Raw genomic sequence first — 25047 nt, forward strand, 5'->3', positions numbered from 1 at the left:
CGAGCCGCCACGCCGACCGATCAGTGATATTCGTGCCAGGCGAGCGAAGCTTCACGTGAATCCAGATCGACCGCGCCCCGGATCCCGAGCGCCTCGCGCGCTTCGGGAATGGGCAGGTGAAACACATCCTCGTACCGCGCCATGAAGATCGGGCCGGATTCCTGCCCCACTCTCATGCCGCACTGCGCCGCGCGCAAAGCCATCGGGTAGGACTGCGGGTAATGCAGGCCCGTGCGCATCATAATGCGGGTCGAGCCGAGCAATTGCATCGCGTTGACCGATCCGGCGAGTTCGGGGCTCAGGAAACGCGGAACGTTGCTGAGGCGCATGTAATAGGGAACCAGCTCGCCCAGAATGTCGAACCCGCCGCCACAAACGATATGTTCGAGGTCGTGCGTCTGTCCGCTGCGCAGCGCATAGTATTCAAACTGCGTCTTGGGTTCGAAACGCGGGACGATGTCCACTTGGAAATTGTTGTCCGTCAGATAACGCCCGAAGATGTAGCCGAGCGAGCCCGGCGGGTTCTCCAGAAGATTGTCCGGCGTGAACGTGGATACGAACCCTTCGCTCATCCATGTATCGAGTTCGGAATTGTGCTTGCGCTCCTCGGTGAAGAGCTCTTCGATCCGGTCCTGATCCTGAACCTCTTTGAGGATCAGGTGAAGCTTGTAGGCATCCGACGTGGTCGGGGTATCCTTGCCGCTGCGGCGCAAGAAGTGCGTGGCCACCCAGTCGCGCAACCGGGGCTCGTTCAGAAAATCCGATGAGCTGATCAGCGTGCTGCTCTCGGTGCTGACGGGCTGTAGCCCCCGCATCAGATAGGGCGTGTCGTCCATGGTCTAACCCCTTCCCTTCATGCCTTGTCGATTGTCATAATGGCGATCAGGCATTGCCCAGGATCAGCCCGCTGGTGGGAACGCCCGTCCCCGCCGTTACGAGCACATGGCCATCGCCCTTCACCTGATTCACCGAAGTGCCGCGCACTTGCCGCACGCCTTCGGCAATGCCGTTCATGCCGTGGATATAGGCTTCGCCGAGCTGGCCGCCATTGGTATTGACGGGCAGGCGCCCGCCCAGTTCGATGCCTTCCTCGCGGATGAAGTCCTTGGCCTGGCCCGGTTTGGCGAAGCCGAACGCCTCGATCTGCGGCAGTACGAAGGGCGAGAAGTGATCGTACAGCACGGCGGTGCGGATCGCGTCTGGCCCGATGCCGGCCTGATCGTAAAGCTGCTGGGCAACCAGATCCATTTCGGACAGGCGCGAGATATCGGGCCGGTAATAGCTGGTCATCATCTGCTGATCGTCGGCCGCGCCTTGCGCCGCGGCGCGGATGATCGCGGGGGTTTGGCGAAGCGACTTGGCGCGCTCCACGCTCGTCACGACCAGGGCTTGCGCCCCATCGGATTCCTGGCAGCAATCGAGCAGATGCAGCGGCTCGACGATCCAGCGCGAGGCCTGATGATCGTCCAGCGTGATCGGCTTCTGGTAGAACCAGGCATACGGGTTCGTCGCGGCATGCCGGCGGCAGGCAACCGCCACGCGTCCGAAATCCTCGGACGTAGCGCCCGTTTCATGCATGTATCGCTGAGCGGCCATCGCAACCCACGATGCAGGCGATACCAGACCGAACGGGACATAGTACCCGTAATGCGCCGACTCCGCGTTCGGGACCGGCGGCGGCGTGTAACCGGAACCGAAGCGATACTGCGAGCGCTCGTTCATCGCGCGATAGCACACCACCACGTCCGCGACGCCGGTGGCCACCGCCATCGCCGCCTGCATCACGGGCGCGCACGCGGCGCCGCCACCGTAGTGAATGCGGCTGAAGAACTTGAGCTGCTTGCCGCCGATGTTCCGGAAGACTTCGATCTCCGGGTTGTTGTCCATCGTGTAGGTGCACAGCCCGTCCACCTCCGAACGATCGATCCCCGCGTCCTCGAGCGCGGCGGTGATCGCTTCGACCGCCAGGCGCAATTCCGAGCGGCCGCTTTCCTTCGAGAACTCGGTGGCGCCGATCCCGACGATCGCGGCCTTGTTTGCCAAAGTGCCAGTCATTGCGCGCTCCCGAAGTCAAGATTGACGGTCGCCACGACGTGATCACCGATGCGGTTGCGCCCGCGTACCTTCACGGCGACACGGCTGCCTTCGACCTGGGCGACTTCTCCGGTAAACGTCATCGTATCGCCGACGAAGTTCGGCGCGCCGAGCTTGATGTCGACCGCCGCGATCCGCGCCGCGCTGCCGCACCAGTCGCTGACGTAGCGCTGGACGAAGCCATTGGTCGTCAGGATGTTCATGAAGATATCGGGCACGCCTTTGCCTTGCGCGGCGGCCTTGTCGTGATGCACGTCCTCGAAATCGTCGGTCGCAATCGCGCCCGCGACGATCGCGCTGGCCGTGATGGGAACGGCGAGTTCGGGCAAGGATTGGCCGGCCTGAATGTCGGTGATGGTCATGTCGGATCCCTCAAGCAAGCGGCGCGGTGGCGCCGGCGGCGACTTCGCGGCCGATCCGGGCCAGCATCGGGGCGGAACCGCCCAGCGCCGCGCCGATCTGGGTCGCCGTCAGGAAGTAGCGATGAATGGGATACGTGATATCCGCCCCCATGCCGCCGTGCAGATGCTGCGCCGTGTGCACCACCCGGTGGCCGCCGATCGCGGCCCAGTACTTCGCCGTGGCGATGTCGGCGCTTTGCGCGCGGCCCTCGTCCAACGACCATGCCGCCAGCATCGCGGTCGAGCGCATCGCCTCGATATCGATGAAACCGTCGGCGGCGCGCTGCTGCACGGCCTGAAACGATCCGAGCGGCTTGCCGAACTGTGTGCGACCGCTGGAATATTCCGCCGTTCGCCGCAGGGCTTCGGCCGCGACGCCCACTTGCCGCTGCGCAAGGGCGACTTGTCCACGATCGACGAGCGCGCGCACGATGCGCGTTCCGTCCTCGATGCTGCCGATCACATCGTCGCCGCCAAGTTGCACGGCGTCAAAAGTGATGCGCGCCTGCGGCTCACCGCTGGTGGAGGTTTGCGCCTCGATCTCGACTCCGGACGTCCGCGGGTCGACCAGGAACAGCGCCGGGCCTTGCGGTGTCGCCGCCGTCACCAGCAGCGCGGCGGCCTCGGCCCCATAAGAGACCGCGATCTTGGTGCCCGTGAGCCGCCAACCGTTGCCATCGGGTTCTGCCTTGAGCGCGGGGGCCGCCGCATCGATACCGCCGATTTCTTCCAGGGCAACGGCGAGGATGGCCTCGCCGCCGGTCACCTTGGGCAGCCATTCGCGCTGAGCGTCCGTGCCGTCGCGATCAAGGGTCATCGCCGCCATGGCGATCGTGGGCACGATCGGCAGCGGCGCGAGCGTGCGCCCCTGCTCCTCGAGCAGAAGCCCGAGTTCGATCATTCCGAGACCAAGCCCGCCCCTGTCTTCGGAGATCGCCATCGCGAGCAGCCCCGCCTCGGCGAGCGTCTTCCACAGCGCCTCATCGTAGGCGGCATCGCTATCGGCGAAGTCGCGCAGGCTTTCATCGGTGATCGCATCGCCAAGGATGCGGGCGGCCAGATCACGCAGTTCGCGCTGATCGTCGGAAAGGGAAAAATCCATGTTCAGTTCTCAGGTAAAGGGGGCCTCAGGCGAAGCGGAAGGCGGGAAGGACGTAATCTGGCTCGACCTCGACGAAATCCGCCATGACGGCGCGTCCGATCTCGACGTCTTCGGGCTTGGCATCGATCATGTTGGCAACGATGCGCACCCCTTCTTCCAGCTCGACGAGGACCACCGGCAGGGGGTACTCGAAGCCCGGCAAGCGCGGCTGATGCATGACCACGAAGCTGTGAATCGTGCCGCGCCCGCTTGCCTCGACGATCTCGAAGTCGAGCGATCCGCTGACCGGGTCCATCGGCCCGGGCGGATGCCGCAGGCGGCCCTCGCAGGATTGGAACAGCAGTTTGCGCTGGTTCAGCCCTTCCCAGTAGAACGCGTTGTCATGCGTGATCGCGGGGCGCGGGTGCGGGAATTCGGGCGTGCCGTCCGACTTCTCTTTCGTGTCCGATTGAGGCTTCGTGTCAGGAATGTTCGGCTTGAACTTCAGCACGCGGAACGTCTCGCGGCCCAGGAACTCGCCGTCCTGGTTGGTGAATTCGTAGGCAAGCGTCACGAAATGTCCGGTGCCGAGACCGGTCTTCTTCTCGTCGGACACGTCGGAAACCAACGTCGACATCGTGACGAGATCGCCGAGCCGCAGGTACCGGCCGTATTCCTGCGTCACGTTGGTGGCGACGACGCCGCCATAGCCCGCCTCATCGAACAGATTGAGCACCTCGAAGCCTTGTTCGGCGGTCCGGCCGCCGGGCCGATACGGCGCCATCGTCCAGACATCGAGCATCGCCGGCGGGGCAACGATGCCGGGATGACCGGCGGCCTTCGCGGCCGCTTCATCGGTGTAGATCGGATTGGTATCGCCCATGGCCTCGCACCAGCGGCGGATCATGGGCAGGTTCACCGGGTCGCGCGCGGTCGTCGGCGCATTCGCGGCCTTTCCGACCCAGGCGCGAGCCTTGTCGAGCAGGGTTTCCATCAGCGTGCTCCTCGCGGCATACCGAGGCCCACTTGCGCCACCATGTCGCGCAGTACTTCGGCGGTTCCGCCGCCGAACGTGTTGATCTGACACTTGCGGTATTCGCGCTCGATCCGGCCTTTCAGCACGGCCCCCGGCGAGCCCGCCGTGACGAGCCCCGCCGATCCGATCACGTCGAGCAGTAGGCGCATGACCTTGATGACGCCCTCGGTCCCGAAGACCTTGAGCCCGCTCGCGAGGTCTGCCCGCGTCGAACCTTCCGCGACTTGCGCGGCGACACGGTTGCCCATCACATCGATGGCGCGCAGCAGCGCGTAAGCCTCGCCCAGCGACGATTGCACCCACGATACGTCGAGGAGCCGCGCGCCCTCGCCCGTCTCGACCTGGCCCGCCCATTCGACCACCTGATCGAAGCAGCCGTTGGCGCCATAGGTCAGCGCGGCAAGGCCGATGCGCTCGTGATTGAGCTGCTCGGCGATCAGGCGCCATCCCGCGTTCACTTCGCCGATCACCATGTCGGCCGGCACGCGCACGTCTTCGTAATAGGTGATGTTGGTGCGCACCCCGCCAACCGTCCAGATCGGCGAAACCGAAAAGCCGGGCAGCTTCGTGTCCATCATCAGGATGGTGATGCCCTTGTGCGGCGGAGCTTCGGGATCAGTCCTGACGGCGAGGAACACGTAGTCCGCGCCCTCCGCACCACTGGTGAAGATCTTCTGGCCGTTGACGACGTACTCATCGCCCTCGCGGACCGCGCGCGTCTTGAGGCTGGCAAGGTCGGTCCCGGCGCTCGGCTCGGAATAGCCGATCGCGAAGATCAGTTCGCCCGTGGCGATGCGCGGCAGGATCTCCGCCTTCTGCTTCTCGGTGCCAAGCCGCATCAGGGCCGGCCCAACGGTGTTCACGGTCACGAAGGGGAACGGCGCTTCTGCGAGCACCAGTTCCTCGAGCAGAATCTTCTGCGTGAGGGAGTCGAGCCCCCTCCCCCCGTAAGCCTCGGGCCAGCCGGGGGTCAGCCAGCCATCCTCGCCCATCTGGCGGATGACCTGACGATAGGTTTCGCCGCTTTCGACGCTGACCGTCGCCGCGCGCACTTCCGGTGTCATCAGTTTGGCGAGGTAAGCTCGAAACTCCGCCCGGATTGCCTTTTGGTCTTCTGTGAAATCAACGTGCATGCGTTGTCTCCATCGGGGGAATGCCAAGGCGATCGAGCGCCTCGGCGGTAAGCGGCACGTAACGGCCCGCATCGGGATCGGCGACGTAGAGGGGGTCCTGGTCTACCGCGCCGGGATCGTAACCCTCGCGCTGCAGCTGCACCTTGCGCAGCTTGAACGTGGAAGTCATATCCGCGCCTTCGGTCAGCCGCACGAAAACCGGCACCGCGTAATGCGCCAGATGGTCCTGCGCATAGGCGTAGAAGCTGTCTGGCTCGAAGCTCACCCCTTCCGGGTATGTCAGCGCGACCATTCCGGCGCGGCCTTCCGCATTCGGAATGGTGACACCGTAGACATTGACGACGGACGGTCCCTTGTAGCCGGACAGGACGGTCTCGACTTCGGCCGTCGAGACGTTCTCGCTTTTCCAGCGGAATGTGTCGCCAACGCGGTCGACGAAGAAGAAGTAATCGTCCTCGTCGAAGCGCACGAGATCGCCCGAACGGAAATAGCGGTCACCCGGGCGAAACAGGTCGCGCATCAGCTTCGCTTCGGTCGCCTCGCGCGAGGTGTAGCCTTCGAAAAAGCCGGCAACGCCGGTCCCGTCGAGCACTTCGGCCACGAGCTCGCCCACTTCATGGGGTCCTGCCAGGACATAATTGCCCTCGGCATCGCGCACGTGTTCGCCGGTTTCGACGTCGTATTTGAGGATGCGGATGTTGCTGTGTTCCGGATAGGGCAACCTTCCAACCGATCCGATGCGGTTATCGGCATTGGTGATCCCGAAGTTGGCCTCGGTCGAGCCGAGCCCCTCGTAAATGTCCTCAATACCGAAGCGGTCCTGGAACGCGGTCCAGACGTCGGGCTTCATGCCCGCGCCGCACATCACCCGCAGGCTATGATCGCGATCGTCGGATGAAGGTTCGGACGCCAACAGGTAACGCACGATCTCGCCGATGTAGTAGGTTGCCGTGATCGTGTGCCGGCGCACGTCGGGCCAGAAGCCGCTTCGGCTGAACTTGCGCCGCAACACGAAGGGCCGACCAGTCGCCAGAGATACGGACGGAACCACCATCCCGCCCGCGCCGTGATAAAGCGGCAGCATGCAGTAGAAGGTGTCGCCCTCGCCGAACTGCATCAGCCCGGCCATCATCTCGCCCGCGTTGATGAAGCGCATGTGGCTCATTTTCGCGGCCTTTGGCAGACCGGTCGTTCCGGAGGTGAAGATCAGATACAGCGTATCCGACATCGTCAGCCCGTCACGCAAGCCCTTGTCCGGATCGGCATCGGACGCCGCCGCCATAGCCGCGTCGAAATCCCTGAAGCCGAGCGACGAACGATCCGCGCCCGTCTCCGATTGCTCCCAGACCATCGCAGGCAAAGCCTCGGACGACAGCGTCTCCACCGCCTCGGCCAGTTCCGAGCCAACGATCAGGCCTCGCGCCTCGACTTGCCGCAAGGCGTGAGCGAGAACATCGCCCGTGGCGGTGGTGTTGATCAGCGCGGTGACGATCCCCGCCTTGGCGAGGCCGAGCCAGATCATGACGTACTCGGGTCGATTGAGCATCAGCAGCGCGACGACATCGCCCTTCTTAAACCCCGCCTCAAGCGCGGCATTCGCGACCCGATTGGCGCGCGCGTTCATCTCGGCAAAGGTGATGCGCTGCTCTTCAAACAGGATAAACGCTTCGTCTGCCGCATCGGCGGCGCGCTCTTCCAGCCTGTCCGCCACCGTATAGGGCATGTCCCGCGCAAAATCGGCGACACGCTGATACCCGCGCATCAGGCGCTGCATGGACACTTCACGGGGGGGCGCTTCAAATGTCTTGGTCATGCCGCGTTCCTCTTCAGGAAGGGGAGCATCGCATCGATGAAGGCATCGTTGTCATCGCCCGCCACCATGTGATGCGCGCCCTCAATCGGGATCACGTCCGCCTTGGGCAGGATCTTCGCGAAGCGCTCGGCGCCATCGGCGGTCACGATCTCGCTCTTGGTGCCGTGCAGCAGCAGCATCGGCGCGTCGATCGCGCGAGCCGCGTTGGAAAGCCGCTCGTTCATGCGATCGAGATCCCAGCCTTCCTGGGGGCGCACGAAACTGGGATCCCAGTGCCAATACCATCGCCCGTCCGCTCTCTGCCGCAAGTTGCGAGACAAGCCGTCGAGCCGTTCGGGGCGGGGGCGATGCGGCAGATAATCGGCGATCGCGTCGGCGGCTTCCTCCAGCGTATCGAACCCGTCGGACGTGCCGCGCATGAAGCCCACGACTTGTTCGCCGCCGCTCGGCTCGATCCAGGGAACGATGTCCACCAGCACTAGTCCCGCCACTTTGGCTTGGGGCGCTTCCCCCAGCGCCAGTAGTGAGGCGAGACCGCCCAGCGAAGCCCCGCCGACCAGGGGTGGCCGATCGAATTCCGCGATCACCGCGCGAACGTCGTCGGCGAACAAGTCCATCGTATAGCCGCCGCCCGGCGTCCAGTCGCTGTCGCCGTGCCCGCGCATGTCGAGCGCCGTCACCGCGAAGCCTTGCTCCGCCATGCGGCGCGCCGAGACGCGCCAGGACCCGCGGGTCTGTCCGCCGCCATGAAGCAGCAGGATTGGGGCACCGTCATCGGGGCCATAGCGAGTGGCGACAAGCTGAACCCCGCCCGCCCCCACGTAACCGACAATGGCTTCGGGCGCGGTCGAAGCATTACCGGCGGCCTCCTCGTTCAGGTTTTGCATATCTGCATCGCTCATGGCTGCCGCACCTTTTCCTCAAGCGCTTCGGCGAGGGATACGGGCACGCTCACCGGGAACCGCGCGATCATCTGGCCCATGCCCTTGGCGGCGGGGTCGAGCCCCTTGCCGCTCAGGATGCCGCCATCGAGCGAATTGCGCACGACGAAGTTCAGCGCGTTGAAGCCCGGCGCATAAAAGCGCTCGACCGGCAGCGGCGACCCGTCGGAACTGAGATGCGCGTACCAGGCCGCGACGGCTTGCGGTGTCATCGCGGCGGCGATCCAGGGCAGGAACTCCGGCTCGCGCGCGATCACCGCGACATTGAACAGGCTGCCCTTGTCGCCGCTGCGCAACCAGGCGAGGCGGACGACGTCGATCTCTATCAGGTCTTCGTCCGCGTCCGGTTGATCGGGAACGGGGGATGCTTCGGGTGACGTGCTCAGGCCGGATCGTGGGTCGACCGTCCAGCTCTTGTCGCCCATCGTCACGGTCGCCGGGGCTTCCTCGCGCGGCAGCAAGAAGCCGAAAATGCCAGTGAGCGGCAGGACGCTCGTCGCGAGGTTAACGCCGGTGCCCACAGACATCGTGGTGATGCCCGAGGCCTGCTCGCGCGCGAACAGGCCTGCGCCTTCCATGGTCGGGTGATCGGCGGTCATCTTCAGGATCACTTCGCGCGCGCCGCTGATCCGGGCATGCGGTCCGAAGCTAGCCTCCTCGCCAATCACCGTGAACGCGGTGTCCGTGAATTCGGCCATGTTGCGTCCACGCAGCAACGCCTTCGCGCGCGTGAACAGCGCCTCGCCCTGACGCCTGGCCTTGGCCCCCGCCTCCTCGCCCACGATCGGCTGATAGGCGACCGTCCGCCAGCCCTGATCGTACGTGATGCTGGCTTTCAGGAAGGGCGTAGGCGGCCGGCCCTTCGCTCCGGTGACGCGCACCCGGTCGGGTCCTTCCTGGACCACGGAGACGTCGCTGAAGTCGCAGGAGACATCGGCGACGACGTAGTCGGCGGGATCGCTCACTTCGTAGAGCAGCTGCTCCGAGACCGTGCCCACCGAGACAAGCCCGCCGCTGCCGACGGGCTTGGTGATGACGACGCTGCCGTCCGCGCGGCATTCGCCGATCGGAAAGCCGATCTGTTCCCAGCCCTGCACGTCGCGCCAGTCGGTAAACGTGCCGCCGGTGATCTGGGTGCTGCATTCGAGCAAGTGGCCCGCAAGCGTTCCCGCCGCGAGCAAATCATGATCGTCGGCCTTCCAGCCGAATTCGTGCACCAGGGCGCCGAGCACGATCGCGCTGTCCACCACGCGCCCGGTGATGACGATATCGGCGCCGGCGGCGAGCGCTTCGGCTATCGGAAAAGCGCCCAGATAGGCGTTACACGTCAGCACCTTGTCGGGAAGCGACGCGCCCGTGAACATGTCGGTCACGCCGCGTTCGCGCAGCTGGTCGACACGGTCAATCAGTTCGTCACCCGTGACCGCCGCGACCTTGAGCGAAAGCCCCTCGGACGCGATCCTCGCTTCGACGGCCTTTGCCAATCCGATCGGATCGAGCGCGCCGGCATTGGCGATCACACGAATCTTCTGCCGCGCGATTTCATGCAGGTGAGGCCCGACATGAACCGTCAGGAAGTCCTGTGGGTAGAGCACGGGCGGGTCCGCGCGCCGCTGACGCCCGAACATGCCCATGCTTGCTTCGGCGAGGTAATCGAACACCAGGTAGTCGAGCCCGCCCGCCGCCAGCAGCTGGGGCACACCCAGCGCGCTGTCGGCGAAGTAGGCGGACCCGCCGCCGATGCGGATGACACGTTCGCCTGTCACCAAATCAGAACTCCATCCGAATTTCCGCGCCGTACGTGCGAGGCAAACCATAGGTATTGGTCGCGAAGCCCAGCGAGCCGAAGTCGATACCCGAAATGCGGTATTCTTCGTCCGTCAGGTTGCGGCCCCAGATCGCGAATTCCGCATTGCTCCCGCCGATATCGACTTTGCTGAGCGCGATGCGACCATCAAGCAGTCCGACGCCCGGCGCGCTGATTACGTCATCGAACGGGGCGAAGCGGGGCGCGACGTTGAAATAGAGCCGGCTGCGATACGTGTAATCCACGCGAGCGGACAGTTGCCCGCCGAACATCTCGCCGATGGTGTACTGTGCGCCGCCCGTGAAAGTGGTGCTCGCGGAATAGCTGAATTGCGCTTCGTCGGCGATATCCACGATCTGGTTGGTGGCCGGGTCGAGGATGTTGAAGGTCTTGAAGCTGCGATCGGTATAGCCGAATGACGCGTTCAGGCGCAGCGCGTCGATCGGCAGCGCCTCGACTTCCAATTCCACACCCTTGAACTCAGCGCTGCCCGCGTTCACCGTGATACTGGCGGCGCCGCCGCTGTTGGCGGTGAACTGATTGAGCTGCTTGTCGTCCAGCTTGGCGTAGAACAAGGTCCCGTTGACCCGCAGACGGCGGTCGAACATATCCGCCTTCGCGCCGATCTCGTAATTGGTAACGCTTTCCGGATCATACCCGTCGTTGGCCGACCGGGCATTGAAGCCGCCCGCCTTGTAGCCCGATGCCGTGCGGGCATAGACCATGAACTCCGGCGTCGCCTGATACTGCACGGTGGCCGCGTAATTCAGCTTGTCGAACTTGCGGTTCAGGTTTCGCACCAGACTGGCTGGCGAAGACTGATCCAGTTCCTTTTCGTCCGCCGTGTACCGCAAGCCGCCGGTCAGGCTCAGCTTGTCGTCGACATGCCAGGTGACCTGCCCAAAGACGGCCTTCGACACGTTCTTCGTACGATAGATGAGGCGATTAGTCAGGTTGACGCCCCCCACACCGCCCGGAAGCTGCGGATTGGCGATCACGAAGGTGTAGAACTGCGGGTTATCCTCGCGCGCGCGCTCCCGGAAGTAGAAACCGCCAAGCAGGAAATCGACCGCGCCGACTGTGCCGAGAAGGTTCAGCTCTTGCGAAAACTGGCGCTGTTTGTCGAACTTCTCGGCGCCGAAAAACGAGACTGGCGCCACTCCAGGAGGCGGCGGGCTGACGACGAGTCCCCGCAATCCCGCATTGCCGTCGATGTCCGTATTCGCCGTGTCGCCGCGCCATTTGCGCAAGCCCGTCAGCGAACGCAGCGTGATATCGTCGGTGAGGTCTGCTTCCAGCGTCAACGAATGCGACTGGGTCTTGTCCAGAGTAAACGTGCCTTCGGACCGAATCGTTGAAAGCCGCGTCAGCGAGGGGCCGATTAGTTCCGTCCCCCCGAAGTTGGGCGACCGGCTGAAATAGGCCAGTTGGTTGGGGTTTGCCGCAGCTAGCTGGCTGGCGGGAGAGACGGCTTTTGCTTCCGTCCAGTCGAAGGCGTAATTGGCGCGGAACGGACCGTCCTTGTCGTAGGCAAGGGCCACGCGGAACGCTTCGTTGTTGTAAGCGCCCGGGTCCTTACTGTCCTTCTGGAGCAAACTGTCGACATAGCCGTCGCGCTCCTTGTGCATGTAGGACAAGGTCGCCTTGAAGCCGCTGTCGCCGAAGGCACCGGTATCGAGGCTCACCCGGGTCTGCAGCGCATTGTAATTGCCGTAACCCGCCATCAGGCGAACGCCGAAATCCTCGCTCGGCTTGCGCGTGATGAAGTTGACCGCGCCGCCCGTGGTGTTGCGGCCATAGAGCGTGCCTTGCGGACCGCGCAGCACCTCGATCCGTTCCAGATCGACGACATCGAAGATCGCGCCCGTAGAGCGACCCACGACAATGCCATCGACATAAATGCTGACCGGCGGATCGGACGTCAGGATCGGCTCGGATTCGCCGATACCGCGAATGTGCACGATGAGATGCGAGGACGAGTTTGGACCTTGCGTGGTTGTGATGTTCGGCGCGATTGCACCAAGCTGCGCGGCGGTCGTGATATTGCGCGCCGCGATCAACTCCGAGCTGACCGCGCTGATCGCGAGCGGCGTGCGCTGCAGCGATTCCTGGCGCTTTTCGGCCGTGACGACAATATCCTGCAAACCCGCGTTGCCCGCCGGCTGCGTGGGCAGGGTCTGTTCGGATTGTCCTTGAGTTTCGGCATCACCGGCCGTCTGCGCGATCGCGGTTCCTCCCAGAATCCACGACGCGGCCCCGGCCGCAAGAATACCTCGCAGAGCTTTCACCCTCACCTCCATGTTTTATCTCGTGAAGGCACTTTAGAAACATTTTAGCGGCCGCGCGGATCAGCGGATTGTCAAAAACCTCCATGACTGTTCAAAACGGAGCATCATCGGCATGATTTGCCAAACCTAGAGACGAACATGCTGCGCAATTCCATCCTCTTAGCAAGACTTAATTGCAGATCCACGGCGAATCATCAGCTTTGCGGAACGCATAATGCGCAACCCGCCAGGCGCCGGGAAGAATTCTCTGTCGCTAATTCAGCGTGCGACCCTCGTCCCGGAACTGCCCGGGGGCAACGCCGGTGGCGCGGCGGAAGGCTTGCGAGAAACTGCTGGGGGTGCCGAAGCCCACTTGCGCGGCAATCTGCTTGAGAGGGATCGTCGTGTCGCTGAGCAAGGCCGCCGCACGAGCGATGCGCGCTTCCTCGACGAATTGATGGACCGTCCGGCCCGTGGTCTTCTTGAACGTGCGCGCAAGATGGCTGGGGCTGATGTCGACGAGGCTCGCAAGGTCGGCAATGCGCATACCGCCCGCATTGGTCGCGTGAACGTATTCTTCCAGGCGGCGCAATTGCCATGGGGCGAGTACCCCGGCGTGGGACGGCTGCTCTGGTCGGCTGCGGGCGAAATAGCGGGCCAGGTCCACCTTCAACGCGGCCGAAAGCGCATCAACGAGGACATCGGCGCCGAAACCGGGCTGGATCGCTTCGGCCGCCATACGCTGCATGGCGCCGCGCACATTGGGATCGCGAATGTCACCGCATGTGGCCAGATCCGCCTGACTGCACCGATCGAATTCCTCGGGGAGTATGCCCCCCGCCATCGTGCAGGACGCCAGGCGCCTGTCCCCGCCGGGACCGACCGCATCAATTTCCACCCCTGCCGGCACGATCATCATTCCGCCCAAGGGAAACATGCGACTGGTGGTTTCACCGGTTCGAAAGAACGCGGAGGCCGTGCGTGCCTGATCCCGAAACAGCGCCAGAACGTCCTGATTGGGCGAGCGGGACTGGCGCGACGGCGTATCATAGCGATAGGTATAGACACGGACACGAGCGTGGTCGGTTCTCAGCTCCGCGTTGTTGAGCGTTCCAGCCATGGTTTCCTCTCACTCGGCTTTTTTGCGAATCCTTGTCGTTGCAAGGATTTGGCCGATTTCAGTCCAGGTTACTGTGCAGGGCGGGAATGGCCAAGGATCATGTCCGAGGCTTTTTCCGCGATCATCATCGTAGCCGCGTTGGTGTTGCCCGTCACGATGGTGGGCATCACCGAGGCATCGACCACGCGCAGCCCTTCCACGCCACGCACACGCAAGCGTTCATCGACGACCGCGCCGGGATCGTCCTTCGTGCCCATCCGGCATGTGCCGACGGGATGAAAAATCGTGGCCGCATGATCGCGAAGCCAATCGTCGATCGCAGCGTCGCTGACCACGTCCGCGCCCGGTTCGTCCTCGGCGATGCGCCAGGGGGATAGCGCGGGCTGCTCGCCGATGCGGCGTGCGATCCGGATCGCTGCACGCAACGTCGCCACGTCGCCGGGCGTGGCGAGATGATTGGGATCGATACGCGGCGCGTCGAACGGATCCGCCGATCGCAGCGACACCTCGCCCCGGCTTTCGGGGTGCAGCGCGATCATGTCGACCGAAAAACCGTCGAAAGGCTGCATCCCCTTTTGTCCATGATTGGCCATGGCGCCGGGGATGAATTGAATTTGCACATCAGGACGATCGAGTTCGGGTCGGGTCCGAACGAAGCCGCCCGCTTCGAGCGAATTGCTCGTGCCCAGGCCATCGCGACGCAGCAGATAGCGCAGGCCTATCAGCGCGGCGCGCCAGCCCTTCGTGCGCGACCACAGCAAGGGCAAACGCGAACGATAGGTCACCGCCGCATCGACGTGATCCTGCAAGTTGCGGCCGACACCCGTCAGCGCGCTGACAACCGGCAAGCCGAGCTCGCGCAGCCGGTCCGCATCGCCGATGCCCGAAAGGCCAAGGATGTGCGGCGATTGCATCGTGCCCGCCGCCACGATGATCTCCCGGCGCGCGGTGATGCGGCCCGGCGCACGCCCCCGCCCCCGAGCATATTCGACCGCGACGGTACGGCCCTCTTCGACGACGATCCGGGTGACGTGGATATCGGTTCCGGCAGTCAGATTAGGGCGTTTCAGCGCGGGTACCAGAAAGGCCCGGCGCGCACCGGCGCGTCGTCCGCCTTCGATGTTCACCTGGTAACGCCCGACGCCCTCCTGCCGCGCGCCGTTGAAATCTTCGCTCTTCGAATAGCCGGCTTGCTGCCCGGCCTCGATGAACGCGGGATAGATCGGTTCTTCCCACGGACCATAGCGGACAGGGAGCGGACCACCCTCGCCGTGATACGCGTCCGCACCATCGGGGCCATCCTCCATGCGCCGGAAGAACGGCAGCACATCGTCATAGCCCCACCCGGCCAGACCCATCTGCCGCCATTGATTGAAGTCCGCTGCATTGCCGCGAACGTAGAGCATGCCGTTGATCGAGGAGGAGCCGCCCCAGCCCTTGCCACGCGGCACGAACATGCTGCGGCCGCCAAGCGCCGAGACCGGCTCGGATGAAAAGGCCCAGTTGCTCGCATTCGGGCCACGCATCAGCGTCGCCATGCCGGCGGGCATCGTCGCCAACAGGCCGGCGTTCTGCCCCCCCGCCTCGAGCACGACAACGCGGTTCGACGGATCGGCGCTGAGCCGGTTCGCCAGCACGCAACCGGCAGACCCTGCCCCGATGATGACGTAGTCCGCTTCGTCGGGTAGCTGGCTCATCAGGATGTCTTTCCGTCCCCGCGCGGTTCGCGCGGTAGGCCCAATCCGCGTTCGGCGATCAGGTTGCGCTGGATCTGGTTGGTGCCGCCGTAAATCGTCGAGGCCCGTGTCGACAGGAACAGGTTCTGCGCGAAGGGCAGGTGATCCTCGCCGTCATCGGATACTTCGCCGGCTTGCCCCGCCACATCCATCGCCAGTTCGCCCAGCGAGCGATACCACGTCGCCCAATAGACCTTCTGCGTCATGGCCTCGCGCGACAGGCTATGCCCTTCCGCCGCCGACAGCGTGCGCAACGCGGTATAGCGCATGATCCGCAGGCCCGCGTAGGCATTGGTCAGGCGGCGGCGAATGTCGGGATCGTCGATCGCGCCGTTCGCCTTGGCCGCCGCGACGATCGCGTCGTACTCGGCGATGAAGCCCATCTGCTGGCCCAGGGTCCCGACGCCCCGCTCAAAGGCAAGCAGTCCCATCGCGACTTGCCAGCCGTTGCCGACCCCGCCGACGACGTTTTCCTCCGCCGTGCGTGCGTCATCGAAAAACGTCTCGTTGAATTCGGCCTCGCCGTTGATCTGGCGGATCGGGCGAATGGTGATACCCGGCTGATCGATCGGCAGCAGCAGGAAAGACAGGCCCTTCGGACCCTTGCTCCCCGGCTCGGTCCGCGCGAGGACGAAGATCCAGTCGGCGTATTGCGCCAGCGAGGTCCAGATCTTCTGGCCGTTCACCACCCACTCGCCGTTGTCGAGTTCGGCGCGCGTGCGCACACTGCCAAGGTCGGAGCCGGCGTTCGGCTCGGAATAGCCTTGTGCCCAGAATTCCTCGCCCGACGCCATTTTCGGCAAAAAGCGTGCTTTCTGCTCCGGCGATCCGAAATGGATCATGGTGGGGCCCGCCAATTCGATGCCGATATGGCTCATCCGGCCCGGCGCCCCGGCGCGGGCATATTCCTCTGCGAAAATCACTTGTTCGGCAAGGCTCGCGCCCCGGCCGCCGTGTTCCTTCGGCCAGCCGACCACGCTCCACCCGGCTTCGTACAAGGCGCGTTCCCAGGCCCGGCGTTCGGCCGGCATCGCGCTCTGGCTCTTGAGGTTCTTGAGCATGGCGAAAGGGCCATCCATCTGCGTTTGCAGCCAGTCCGCCGCCTCCTGGCGAAACGCTTCCTGCTCGGGCGTGAATCCCAGACGCATCAGGCCGCCTCCGCCGACAGACCGACCAGCCCGGCAAGGCGGTCGCGCGATTGATCGGTGGTACCCAGCAAGGTCGAGGCACTGCGCGCGCGCTTGAAATACAAGTGCGCGTCGTGCTCCCAGGTGAAGCCGATGCCGCCGTGCAGCTGGATCGAATGGCCGGCATTGGCCTGATAGGTCTCGATCGCGGTCATATGCGCGATGGCGGCGGCTTCCGCGAAAGTCGGATCCTGTCCGTCCGCGGCGGCGGCCGCGTAGTAAACAGCGGAACGCGCGGCTTCGGCGGCGATCATCATATCCGCCATGCGGTGCTTGAGCGCCTGGAAGCTGCCGATCGGCCGGCCGAACTGATGGCGCTGCTTGGTGTAGTCCACGGTGTGATCGAGCACCGCATCCGCACCGCCCAGGCTCTCAGCGGCCAACGCCACCCGCGCGCGATCGAGCGCCTGCGCGATGGCGTCTGACGCCACGTCGCCGACTTGCGATGCACCGAGCAGGGCATCGATCGTGACCGAGGCCAGCGGACGCGTGCGGTCCATCGTCTGCTTACGTTGAACGGTGATGCCAGCGAAAGTCGGTTCGAGGACGGCGATCCGGTCCTCCACGATCACCACAACCAGATCCGCGACATGGCCGAACGGCGCGAGTCCCTCGGCTCGCAAGCGCCAGCCTTCCCCTTCGCGCGACAGGGCCGAGACAGGCGCGTGCAGGAAGGTCGCGATCGCCTCGCCACTGGCGAGCTTTTCTACCCAGTTGGACGCCATCGTTTCAGGTGCCGCCGCCAAGATAAGCGGGAGCGCCGTGGCAATGCTCGGCAGGAATGGAGAAGGCCACAAGGTGCGCCCCATCTCGATCATCACCAGCGCGAGTTCCACCATGCCAAGGCCGGATCCGCCGAGATCCTCGGGCACGGCCAGACTGCCGAAGCCCATCTCGTTCACCGCGCTGCGCCATTGCGTCCGGTCGAAGCCGTCAGCCGTCTCCATCGTCTCGCGCAAGGCGGGCCGAAAGTCGGAAAACACCCCGCGCGCGGTGTCGGCAACAAGGGTCTGCTCATCGGTCAGGGCAAATTGCATCGGTGGCCTCGGCGGAGCGCCGAAGGACATTTCGTCCGTTCGGCGGCGGTCAGTGTCGGTACGAATTCGGGCGCTTGTCCGCCCGTGCGGTCAGTCGAGCTTGAGCGCGCGCATGGCGTTTTCGCGAAGGAACTTCGGCCAGACGTGATCCTTGAAAGGCACCTGATCGAGATCCGAAAAAATGCGCTCCAGGCTCAGTCCCATCGGGAAATAGCCGGCATAGATGATCTTGTCCGCGCCGCGCGTGTTCGCGTAGTCGATGATGGCCTTGGGATAGTGCTTGGGCGCGAACGCGCTCGTCGAATAATAGAGGTTCGGGTACTTCAGCATCAGCTTGACCGCGAGAGCCTCCCAGGGCTCCGCGCCGTGGCGCATGATGAACCGCAGCTCCGGAAAGAAGTAGCAGACCTCGTCGACCAGTTCGACATGCTGGGGCGCCATCGGTACGCGCGGGCCGGGAACGCCGACATTGACCAGCACGGCGATGTCGAGTTCGCAGGCGAGCGTGTAGATCGGCCACATCCGCTTGTCGTTGATCGGCACTTGCGGCACGCAACCGGAGGGGAAGACGCTGATCGCCTTGATGCCGACCTCGGCATGGGCACGGCGGATGGCGCGCACCACGTCCACGCCGCCGTTGGGGTCAACCGGCATATCGAAAATGAAGCGATCCGCGAAGCGATCGCGCACGATATCGTTGAGCGGCGACCCTTCGTTGTAACCGATCAGCGCGCGTTCGATGCCGAAGCGATCCATTTCGCCAACGGTCCATCCGGGCAGATCGTCCACGCCCTCGGCGGCGGGGATGTTTCGGAACATGTACTGCGCGGGCATCGAGAATTGCTGCAGGCTCTGCTGGTCGCGCAGCAGCGGCTTGAAAAAGTCGAACCAGTCGGACCGGTCCTCCTTCATCGGCACGCCCAGCATCGTGTCGATTACCTTGATGTCACGCGGGCGCATCGGCGTCTTCTCCTTGATGGTGGGCGGCGCGAAGCGCGCGCTTGTCGACCTTGCCGAGCGCATTGCGCGGGAGGCCCGTGTTTCGGTACAAGATCTGCGTGGGACGCTTATAATCCGCGAGCACGTCGCGGATGTGGGCCTCCAGTTCAGCGGGATCGATAGTGGCGTTGCCTTGTCCGCAAACCACGGCGACGAGGCGCTCGCCCATGCGATCGTCCGGCACGCCGTAGGCGGCCGCTTCGACGACGGCGGCATGGCGCTGCAAGGCGGCTTCGACTTCGGCGCAGTAGATGTTCTCGCCGCCCGAGATGACCATGTCGGTCAGTCGGTCTAGGATCGTGAGGCGGCCCTCCTCATCCAGCGCGCCGACGTCGCCGGTGCGGAGCCAACCGTCGGTGATCGCCCGCTTGGTGGCGACCGGATCGTTCCAGTAGTACGACATCACCATGGGCCCGCGCACCGTGATCTCGCCCGGTTCGCCAGCGCCGAGCTCGGTACCCTCGGCGTTGCGGATCGACACTTCGGCCAGCGGAAGGACCATCCCGGCGGCGCGGGGATTCGCGAGGTAATCGGGGCCCGTGTGCATGGCGATGGCGCCGGCCGTCTCGGTTGCGCCGTAACCGGTGCCGACCACCGAGTTGGGAAAGGTCTCGACCACGGCCTGGAGCAGGTTGACCGGTTGTGCCTGCCCGCCCGTCGACACCGAAAACAGCGACGACAAGTCCGCCCCCGAGGTCTTCTGCGCCTGGATCAGGTCCCACACCATGGTCGGGGAGCCGGAAAAGGCACTGACCCGCTCTTTTTCGATGAGGTCCAGAATATCCGAGGCATTCCAGCGTGGCGGCACCACCACTTTGCCGCCGGAGGCCAGCCCGGCGAGGAAAATCGAATGGCAGCCGCTTACGTGGAACAGGGGAAAGGCAAGCAGGCTGACAGGCTGCGGCCGAGGCGCGGCCAAGGCGGCGGGACCAGCCATTTTCAGCGCGATCATCGCGCCCGCCATTTGCGATAGCAGCAACCCGGTCAGCGCGGCGCGGTGGCTGAGCGTCGCACCCTTCGCACGCCCCGTGGTACCCGACGTAAACAGGATCATCGCGGGATCATCCGCGCTCACGTCCGGCCGGGGCAGAGGCGGCGCACCGGGCGAAGGATCGAGTGTCGGCACCAGGCACGGAACGCCGCAGTCTTCCAGCATCGCGGCGCGGCGCGCGTCGGCGATCACCAGGCTGGCTTCGACGAGTTCGATCGAGGCCGCGATGTCCTCGGCCGTGCCGCGACTATTGACCAGGGCCGGTATCGCGCCGCAAGCCACGGCGGCGATGAAACCGATCATCCATGCCGCTGAATTGGCACCGGCGAGAGCGACCCGATCCCCCGGCCCCACGCCAGCGTCACGAAGGGTTTCCACGAGACGCGCGGCCGCCGCTTCCGTCTCGGCAAAAGTCAGGCGCTGATCGGAATCGACGATGTACGTCCTGTCGGCATGAGCCGCGAAGCTGTCGAACAACGAAGTCAGACTGGCCTCGGCGCGGCGGAGGCCCCGCATCTCATGGCCTTCGACCACGATATCGATAAGCTCGAACGGCCCGCCCGGGCCGGTGAGCATAGTCATGTATGTCTGTTCTGCGTCTGCCATAGCCTCTCCCAGGCTTATGTTGGCGGGTCTATATATTTTTGGACTTCAGTCCAGAACTTTCTAGCGAGATACGCCAAACATCTGGGTCAAGAGCGCCAATCTCCGCAGAATTAGCCGTTTTTCGCTACGCGTTTAACAAAGCCCTCGCATCTTTCGAACCGTCCAGAAGCCGGTTCTCGCGATTGATGATGCGCCATCCCTCGGTGTCGCGGCGCAAGGACCAGCGATTGGCCGCCACACGATAAAGCTCGAAAGCCGTGCCGGTCCAGCGCGCGACGCAGGAATAGCAAACCGCGACGGCGCGATCGCCGGTTATGGCGATGCGGGGTGGGCCGAGCATGTGCGCAGCGCCGTTGGCGATCAGCCCCTGGTGGAGGTCGGCTTCGAACAGGGCAGCGATGGCGTCCTGCCCCCGCGCCACACCCATGTCGCCAAGGTCATAGCTGCCGTCAGAGGCCCACAAGGCGGCCGCGCCCTCGCTGTCGCCCCGATCGACGGCGGGCCCGTAATTCGCGATGAGATCCGCGATCGCCTGCCGATCGCGAAGCGCGGCCACTTCGGCGCGCAGCCCCGCGATCTCGGCTCTCAGGGCGATAACCTCGTGTTCGAACATGCGGCTCTCCAGTGCGGCCTCTCAATTGGAGAGCAAACGCACTGGCGACCGCATGGCTAGATACGTTTACAGACCAGACTCAGGCCGCGTCGCGCGCCTTCACCATGTCGAGCGCGACGTCGACGATCATATCCTCCTGCCCGCCGACCATCTTGCGGCGACCGAGTTCGACCAGGATCGCCCTGGTATCGAGCCCGTGATCGGCCGCCGCCTTCTCGGCATGGCGCAAGAACGAGGAGTAGACCCCCGCATAGCCCAGCGCGAGCGTCTCGCGATCGACTCGAACGGGCCGGTCCTGCAAGGGACGGACGAGATCCTCCGCCGCGTCCATCAGCGCCATCACATCGCAGCCGTGATTCCAGCCCTTGCGATCGGCGGCCGCGACGAAGACTTCGAGCGGCGCGTTACCGGCGCCGGCGCCCATGCCCGCGAGGCTCGCGTCGATGCGGATCGCGCCTTCCTGCGCGGCAATCATAGAGTTGGCGACGCCAAGCGACAGGTTGTGATGCGCATGCATACCGCGCTGCGTTTCGGGCTTGAGAACGCGATCGTAGGCGCGCAGCCGCTCGCGCACGCCATCCATGTCGAGCGCGCCGCCGCTGTCGGTGACATAGACGCACTGCGCGCCATAGCTTTCCATCAGGACCGCTTGCTGCGCGAGAGCATCGGGCTCGATCATATGGCTCATCATCAGGAAGCCCGACACGTCCATCCCCAGATCGCGAGCGATGCCGATGTGCTGCTTGGAGACGTCCGCCTCGGTGCAATGCGTGGCCACTCGCACCGAACGCACGCCAAGATCGTAAGCCCGCTTCAATTCCTCGACCGTCCCGACACCAGGCAGGATGAGAGTGGTGAGAACCGCCTTATCCAGCACGTCGGCAACGGCTTCCAGCCATTCCCAATCGGTATGCGCGCCGAACCCATAGTTGAAGCTGGCGCCGGACAGACCGTCGCCATGTGCCACTTCGATCGCGTCGACCCCGGCCTGATCGAGCGCCTTGGCGATGGCGGCGACATGATCGACGCCATACATATGGCGGATGGCGTGCATGCCGTCGCGCAGTGTCACATCCTGGATGTAGAGCTTGTCCTTGCTCACGTCGAAGCTCATGCCGCGGCCCTCCGATCCAGAACCTTTTGCGCCAGAAGTTCACCGGTGGCCTTCGCCGCCGCCGTCATGATGTCGAGATTGCCGGAATAGCTGGGCAGATAATCGCCCGCGCCTTCGACTTCGAGGAAGATCGAGGTCTTCACGCCCGTGAACTCGCCGCGCCCAGGAATCTTGAGCTTGTTGTTGTCACCGTAGCGTTCGAACTGCACCTGCTGCTTCAGGCGGTAGCCGGGCACGTACGCCTGCACCTTCTTCACCATGGCTTCCACCGAAGCACGGATCGCGTCCTCGTCCGCGCCTTCCGAAAGCGTGAAGACCGTATCGCGCATGATCATCGGCGGCTCGGCCGGGTTGAGGATGATGATGGCCTTGCCCTGATCGGCGCCCCCGACCTTCTCGATCGCGGCGGCCGTGGTGCGGGTGAATTCATCGATGTTGGCGCGCGTGCCAGGCCCGGCAGAGCGTGACGAGACCGAAGCGACGATCTCGGCATAGTGCACTTTGGCAACCTGACTGACGGCCGCGACCATGGGGATCGTCGCCTGCCCGCCGCACGTCACCATGTTGACGTTCGGCTGGTCGAGATGCGCTTCCATGTTCACCGGCGGAATGGTGAAAGGACCGATCGCGGCGGGCGTCAGATCGACCACTTGCTTGCCGTCGGCACGCAGCGCGGCATCGTGTTCCTTGTGGGCATAGGCCGAGGTCGCGTCGAAGACGATGCCGATCTCGGGATAGACGTCCATCTTTTTGAGGCCGTCGATACCCTCGTGCGTGGTCGCCACGCCGCGCTCCCGCGCCATGGCAAGACCTTCGGACTTCTCGTCGATGCCGACGACGGCGACGAGTTCCATGTTCTGCGGGTATTTGATCATCTTGATCATCAGGTCAGTACCGATGTTACCCGATCCGATGATCGCCGCCTTGACCTTCGTCAACTCGTCTCTCCTTAGACGAACCGAGCGACACAGCGCCCGATCCCATGCAGTTCCATTTCGAAAACGTCGCCCGCCTGGGCGGGCGCCAGCGGCACCAGGCTACCCGACAGGATCACATCGCCCTTGTCGAGCGTAACCCCGTAAGCCCCGAGAGTGTTGGCCAGCCAGGCGACCGCTTGCAGCGGAGAGCCCTGCACCGCCGAGCCATAACCTTCCGACAACGGCTCACCATTCTTGGTGACGGTGACGTGCAAGGCCGGCAGATCGAGGCCGCGCGGATCGACCCGCGCATCTCCCAGCACGAACACCCCGCAGGACGCATTATCGGCCACCGTATCGACGATCGCGATCTTCCAATCGTCGATACGGCTGTCGACGATCTCGAAACACGGCGCGATGAATTCGGTGGCTTCGAGGACGTCCTCGGCGGTGACACCGGGGCCGTTCAGGTCACTTTTGAGAATAAAGGCGATCTCGGCTTCGGCGCGCGGCTGAATCAAGCCTTCTGCGGCGATGTCGATATCGCCTTCGATCCACATCCGGTCGGTCAGAAAGCCAAAATCCGGCTGGTGCACGCCGAGCATGTCCTGAACGGCTTTCGAGGTGACGCCGATCTTCTTGCCCACAACGCGCTCGCCATCGTCCTGACGGCGCTTCAACGCACCGAGCGAGATCGCATAAGCATCGTCGATAGTGAGCGTCGGATCACGCGAGATCAGCGGTGGGACGGTTTTGCCTTGCCGCAAGGCCTCGTAGAGTTCCTGCGCGTATCTATCCGTCTGGGCGGTGGCCGTCAGGCTCATAAGTAGGTTCCGTCCTGATAGATGAGCGGCGCAATTTCACCGGTCAGCCGGACGTGGCGAACCCGCCCGACGACGATGCTGTGCGTCCCATAGGCCATGATCCCGTCCACGACGCAGGACAGGTTCGCCTGCGTATCGTCGAGCATCGGAATGCCGTAAGGGTCGCGCGTCCATTGCCCGACAGTGAAGCGCAGCTCGCGTGCCACTGCCCCGCCAAATGCCGCCGACACTTCGCGCTGGTGGCGAGACAGGAGGTTGACCGTGAACGGCGCTCCATCCTGAATGCAAGCGTGCAGGCTGGCGGACTTGTTCACGCAGATCAGCACGGCCGGCGGCTCGAGCGTCAAAGACGTGATCGACGTCGCCGCCATGCCTGTGAAACCGTCGACTCCTTCGGCAACGACAATGGCGACGGCTGAGGACAGCCGCCGCATGGCATTGCGGAAATCGACGTCCACGTCACTTCCCTCAAAGGACGTGCCCGCTTCAGCCATGGAGGAAAGTCAGCGAATACCGGTTGAACTCGTCGGCACGCTCCACTTGGACCCAGTGCCCCACCTTGTTGAAGGTCACGACGCGCACGTCGTCGCACTGCTTCAGGAAATAGTCGATGCCGGTGAGCGGCATGAAGCGCTCCTCGCTGCCCCAGAAGAGCAAGATCGGCATTTTCAGTTCGCCAAGGCGCGGCTGAAGATTGGGCGTGCGCATCCGCACGATCACGTCCTTGGGCTGGGTTCGGGCGACCGCGAAGCGTTCGGCCACCAGCGCATCGGTCGCATGGACCGGATCATGCACCAGGTTGGTGATCAGTCGGCGTTGCTCGGTCTCGTCGAAGTCCGGGCCGCCGAACGATCCGACCATGCTCGCGATACCGGGCATGGCGAAATAGACTTCGCGCTCTTCGATGCAGCCCGGCGCCATCAGAATTAGCCGATCGACGAATTCGGGATGATCGAGCGCCATTTGGATCGCGATGCCGCCGCCCAGCGAATTGCCGATCAACGTGGCCTTGGCGATCCCGCTCGCCTGCAGCGCCTCGAACAAAGTGTCGGTGAACAGGGCAAGAGTGTAATCGATGCCCTCCGGCTTGGAGGACTGACCGTAACCGATGAGATCGGGAAGTAGGACCCGGAAGCCGCCATCGACGAACGCTTGAACGTTCTGGCGAAAATTGGATTGGCCAGAGGCACCCGGGCCACTGCCGTGGATGAAGACGACGACCGGCCCGTCGGCCGGTCCCGCTTCATTGATCGCGATGTCGTGATCACCGCTCACGCGGTGAACACTGTTCCGAAACTCACTCAAGCGCCTCTCCTTCAAACCTGAGTCA

General features: G+C 64.2%; 22 protein-coding genes. All 22 read right to left on the minus strand.

Annotation, left to right across the window (positions count from 1 at the left end; all coding sequences use genetic code 11):
• Nucleotides 1–20: 20 nt before the first annotated feature.
• On the minus strand, nt 21–836 hold the full coding sequence (locus GQO94_RS02280) for a Coq4 family protein (protein ID WP_156839535.1): 816 nt from the start codon (nt 834–836) through the stop codon (nt 21–23).
• A 46-nt stretch (nt 837–882) separates the two neighbouring features.
• Nucleotides 883–2055: a lipid-transfer protein gene (locus tag GQO94_RS02285; protein ID WP_156839536.1), complete on the minus strand. Its 1173-nt coding sequence runs from the start codon at nt 2053–2055 to the stop codon at nt 883–885.
• Nucleotides 2052–2456, minus strand: coding sequence for a MaoC/PaaZ C-terminal domain-containing protein (locus GQO94_RS02290; RefSeq protein WP_156839537.1), 405 nt, complete (start codon nt 2454–2456; stop codon nt 2052–2054). The genes GQO94_RS02285 and GQO94_RS02290 overlap by 4 nt, the downstream gene beginning before the upstream one ends.
• A gap of 10 nt (nt 2457–2466) precedes the next feature.
• Nucleotides 2467–3597 (minus strand): acyl-CoA dehydrogenase family protein, encoded by a 1131-nt coding sequence (locus GQO94_RS02295; RefSeq protein WP_156839538.1) that lies wholly within the window; start codon nt 3595–3597, stop codon nt 2467–2469.
• Nucleotides 3598–3622: 25 nt separating this feature from the next.
• Entirely contained in the window at nt 3623–4570 is a 948-nt protein-coding gene (locus GQO94_RS02300) for a bifunctional MaoC family dehydratase N-terminal/OB-fold nucleic acid binding domain-containing protein (protein WP_156839539.1), read from the minus strand.
• Nucleotides 4570–5745 carry an acyl-CoA dehydrogenase family protein gene (locus GQO94_RS02305; protein WP_156839540.1) on the minus strand — a complete coding sequence of 392 codons (1176 nt, stop codon included), beginning with the start codon at nt 5743–5745 and terminating at the stop codon, nt 4570–4572. Before GQO94_RS02305 ends, GQO94_RS02300 begins: the two co-directional genes overlap by 1 nt.
• Nucleotides 5735–7558 carry a long-chain-acyl-CoA synthetase gene (locus GQO94_RS02310; protein WP_156839541.1) on the minus strand — a complete coding sequence of 608 codons (1824 nt, stop codon included), beginning with the start codon at nt 7556–7558 and terminating at the stop codon, nt 5735–5737. The genes GQO94_RS02305 and GQO94_RS02310 overlap by 11 nt, the downstream gene beginning before the upstream one ends.
• Complete coding sequence (locus GQO94_RS02315) at nt 7555–8460, minus strand: alpha/beta fold hydrolase (protein ID WP_232332728.1); 906 nt, start codon at nt 8458–8460, stop codon at nt 7555–7557. Before GQO94_RS02315 ends, GQO94_RS02310 begins: the two co-directional genes overlap by 4 nt.
• The gene (locus tag GQO94_RS02320) at nt 8457–10265 is read right to left on the minus strand and encodes an acyclic terpene utilization AtuA family protein (protein ID WP_232332729.1); all 1809 of its coding nucleotides are present in this window, start codon (nt 10263–10265) and stop codon (nt 8457–8459) included. Before GQO94_RS02320 ends, GQO94_RS02315 begins: the two co-directional genes overlap by 4 nt.
• Nucleotides 10266–10269: 4 nt before the next feature.
• Nucleotides 10270–12594 (minus strand): TonB-dependent receptor, encoded by a 2325-nt coding sequence (locus GQO94_RS02325; protein WP_232332730.1) that lies wholly within the window; start codon nt 12592–12594, stop codon nt 10270–10272.
• A 253-nt stretch (nt 12595–12847) separates the two neighbouring features.
• Nucleotides 12848–13693: a helix-turn-helix transcriptional regulator gene (locus tag GQO94_RS02330; RefSeq protein WP_156839544.1), complete on the minus strand. Its 846-nt coding sequence runs from the start codon at nt 13691–13693 to the stop codon at nt 12848–12850.
• Between the two features lie 68 nt (nt 13694–13761).
• Nucleotides 13762–15390: a GMC family oxidoreductase gene (locus tag GQO94_RS02335; protein WP_156839545.1), complete on the minus strand. Its 1629-nt coding sequence runs from the start codon at nt 15388–15390 to the stop codon at nt 13762–13764.
• Nucleotides 15390–16577, minus strand: coding sequence for an acyl-CoA dehydrogenase family protein (locus GQO94_RS02340; protein ID WP_156839546.1), 1188 nt, complete (start codon nt 16575–16577; stop codon nt 15390–15392). The genes GQO94_RS02335 and GQO94_RS02340 overlap by 1 nt, the downstream gene beginning before the upstream one ends.
• Nucleotides 16577–17653, minus strand: coding sequence for an acyl-CoA dehydrogenase family protein (locus GQO94_RS02345; protein WP_198045763.1), 1077 nt, complete (start codon nt 17651–17653; stop codon nt 16577–16579). Before GQO94_RS02345 ends, GQO94_RS02340 begins: the two co-directional genes overlap by 1 nt.
• Nucleotides 17654–17743: 90 nt before the next feature.
• Nucleotides 17744–18613: an amidohydrolase family protein gene (locus GQO94_RS02350; RefSeq protein WP_156839548.1), complete on the minus strand. Its 870-nt coding sequence runs from the start codon at nt 18611–18613 to the stop codon at nt 17744–17746.
• Entirely contained in the window at nt 18600–20225 is a 1626-nt protein-coding gene (locus GQO94_RS02355; protein ID WP_198045764.1) for a class I adenylate-forming enzyme family protein, read from the minus strand. The genes GQO94_RS02350 and GQO94_RS02355 overlap by 14 nt, the downstream gene beginning before the upstream one ends.
• Before the next feature lie 148 nt (nt 20226–20373).
• Nucleotides 20374–20862: a nuclear transport factor 2 family protein gene (locus GQO94_RS02360; protein WP_156839550.1), complete on the minus strand. Its 489-nt coding sequence runs from the start codon at nt 20860–20862 to the stop codon at nt 20374–20376.
• Nucleotides 20863–20941: 79 nt separating this feature from the next.
• Nucleotides 20942–21976, minus strand: coding sequence for a 4-hydroxy-2-oxovalerate aldolase (dmpG, locus tag GQO94_RS02365; protein ID WP_156839551.1), 1035 nt, complete (start codon nt 21974–21976; stop codon nt 20942–20944).
• Nucleotides 21973–22914: an acetaldehyde dehydrogenase (acetylating) gene (locus GQO94_RS02370; protein WP_156839552.1), complete on the minus strand. Its 942-nt coding sequence runs from the start codon at nt 22912–22914 to the stop codon at nt 21973–21975. The genes dmpG and GQO94_RS02370 overlap by 4 nt, the downstream gene beginning before the upstream one ends.
• A gap of 11 nt (nt 22915–22925) precedes the next feature.
• Nucleotides 22926–23717 carry a fumarylacetoacetate hydrolase family protein gene (locus tag GQO94_RS02375; protein WP_156839553.1) on the minus strand — a complete coding sequence of 264 codons (792 nt, stop codon included), beginning with the start codon at nt 23715–23717 and terminating at the stop codon, nt 22926–22928.
• Nucleotides 23714–24175, minus strand: coding sequence for a flavin reductase family protein (locus tag GQO94_RS02380; RefSeq protein WP_198045765.1), 462 nt, complete (start codon nt 24173–24175; stop codon nt 23714–23716). The genes GQO94_RS02375 and GQO94_RS02380 overlap by 4 nt, the downstream gene beginning before the upstream one ends.
• Nucleotides 24176–24203: 28 nt before the next feature.
• Nucleotides 24204–25022, minus strand: a complete 819-nt coding sequence (locus tag GQO94_RS02385; protein ID WP_232332731.1) for an alpha/beta fold hydrolase — start codon at nt 25020–25022, stop codon at nt 24204–24206.
• Nucleotides 25023–25047: the final 25 nt, after the last annotated feature.

It is taken from the genome of Novosphingobium aquimarinum (assembly GCF_009746585.1).
GTDB classification, from domain to species: Bacteria; Pseudomonadota; Alphaproteobacteria; order Sphingomonadales; family Sphingomonadaceae; genus Novosphingobium; species Novosphingobium aquimarinum.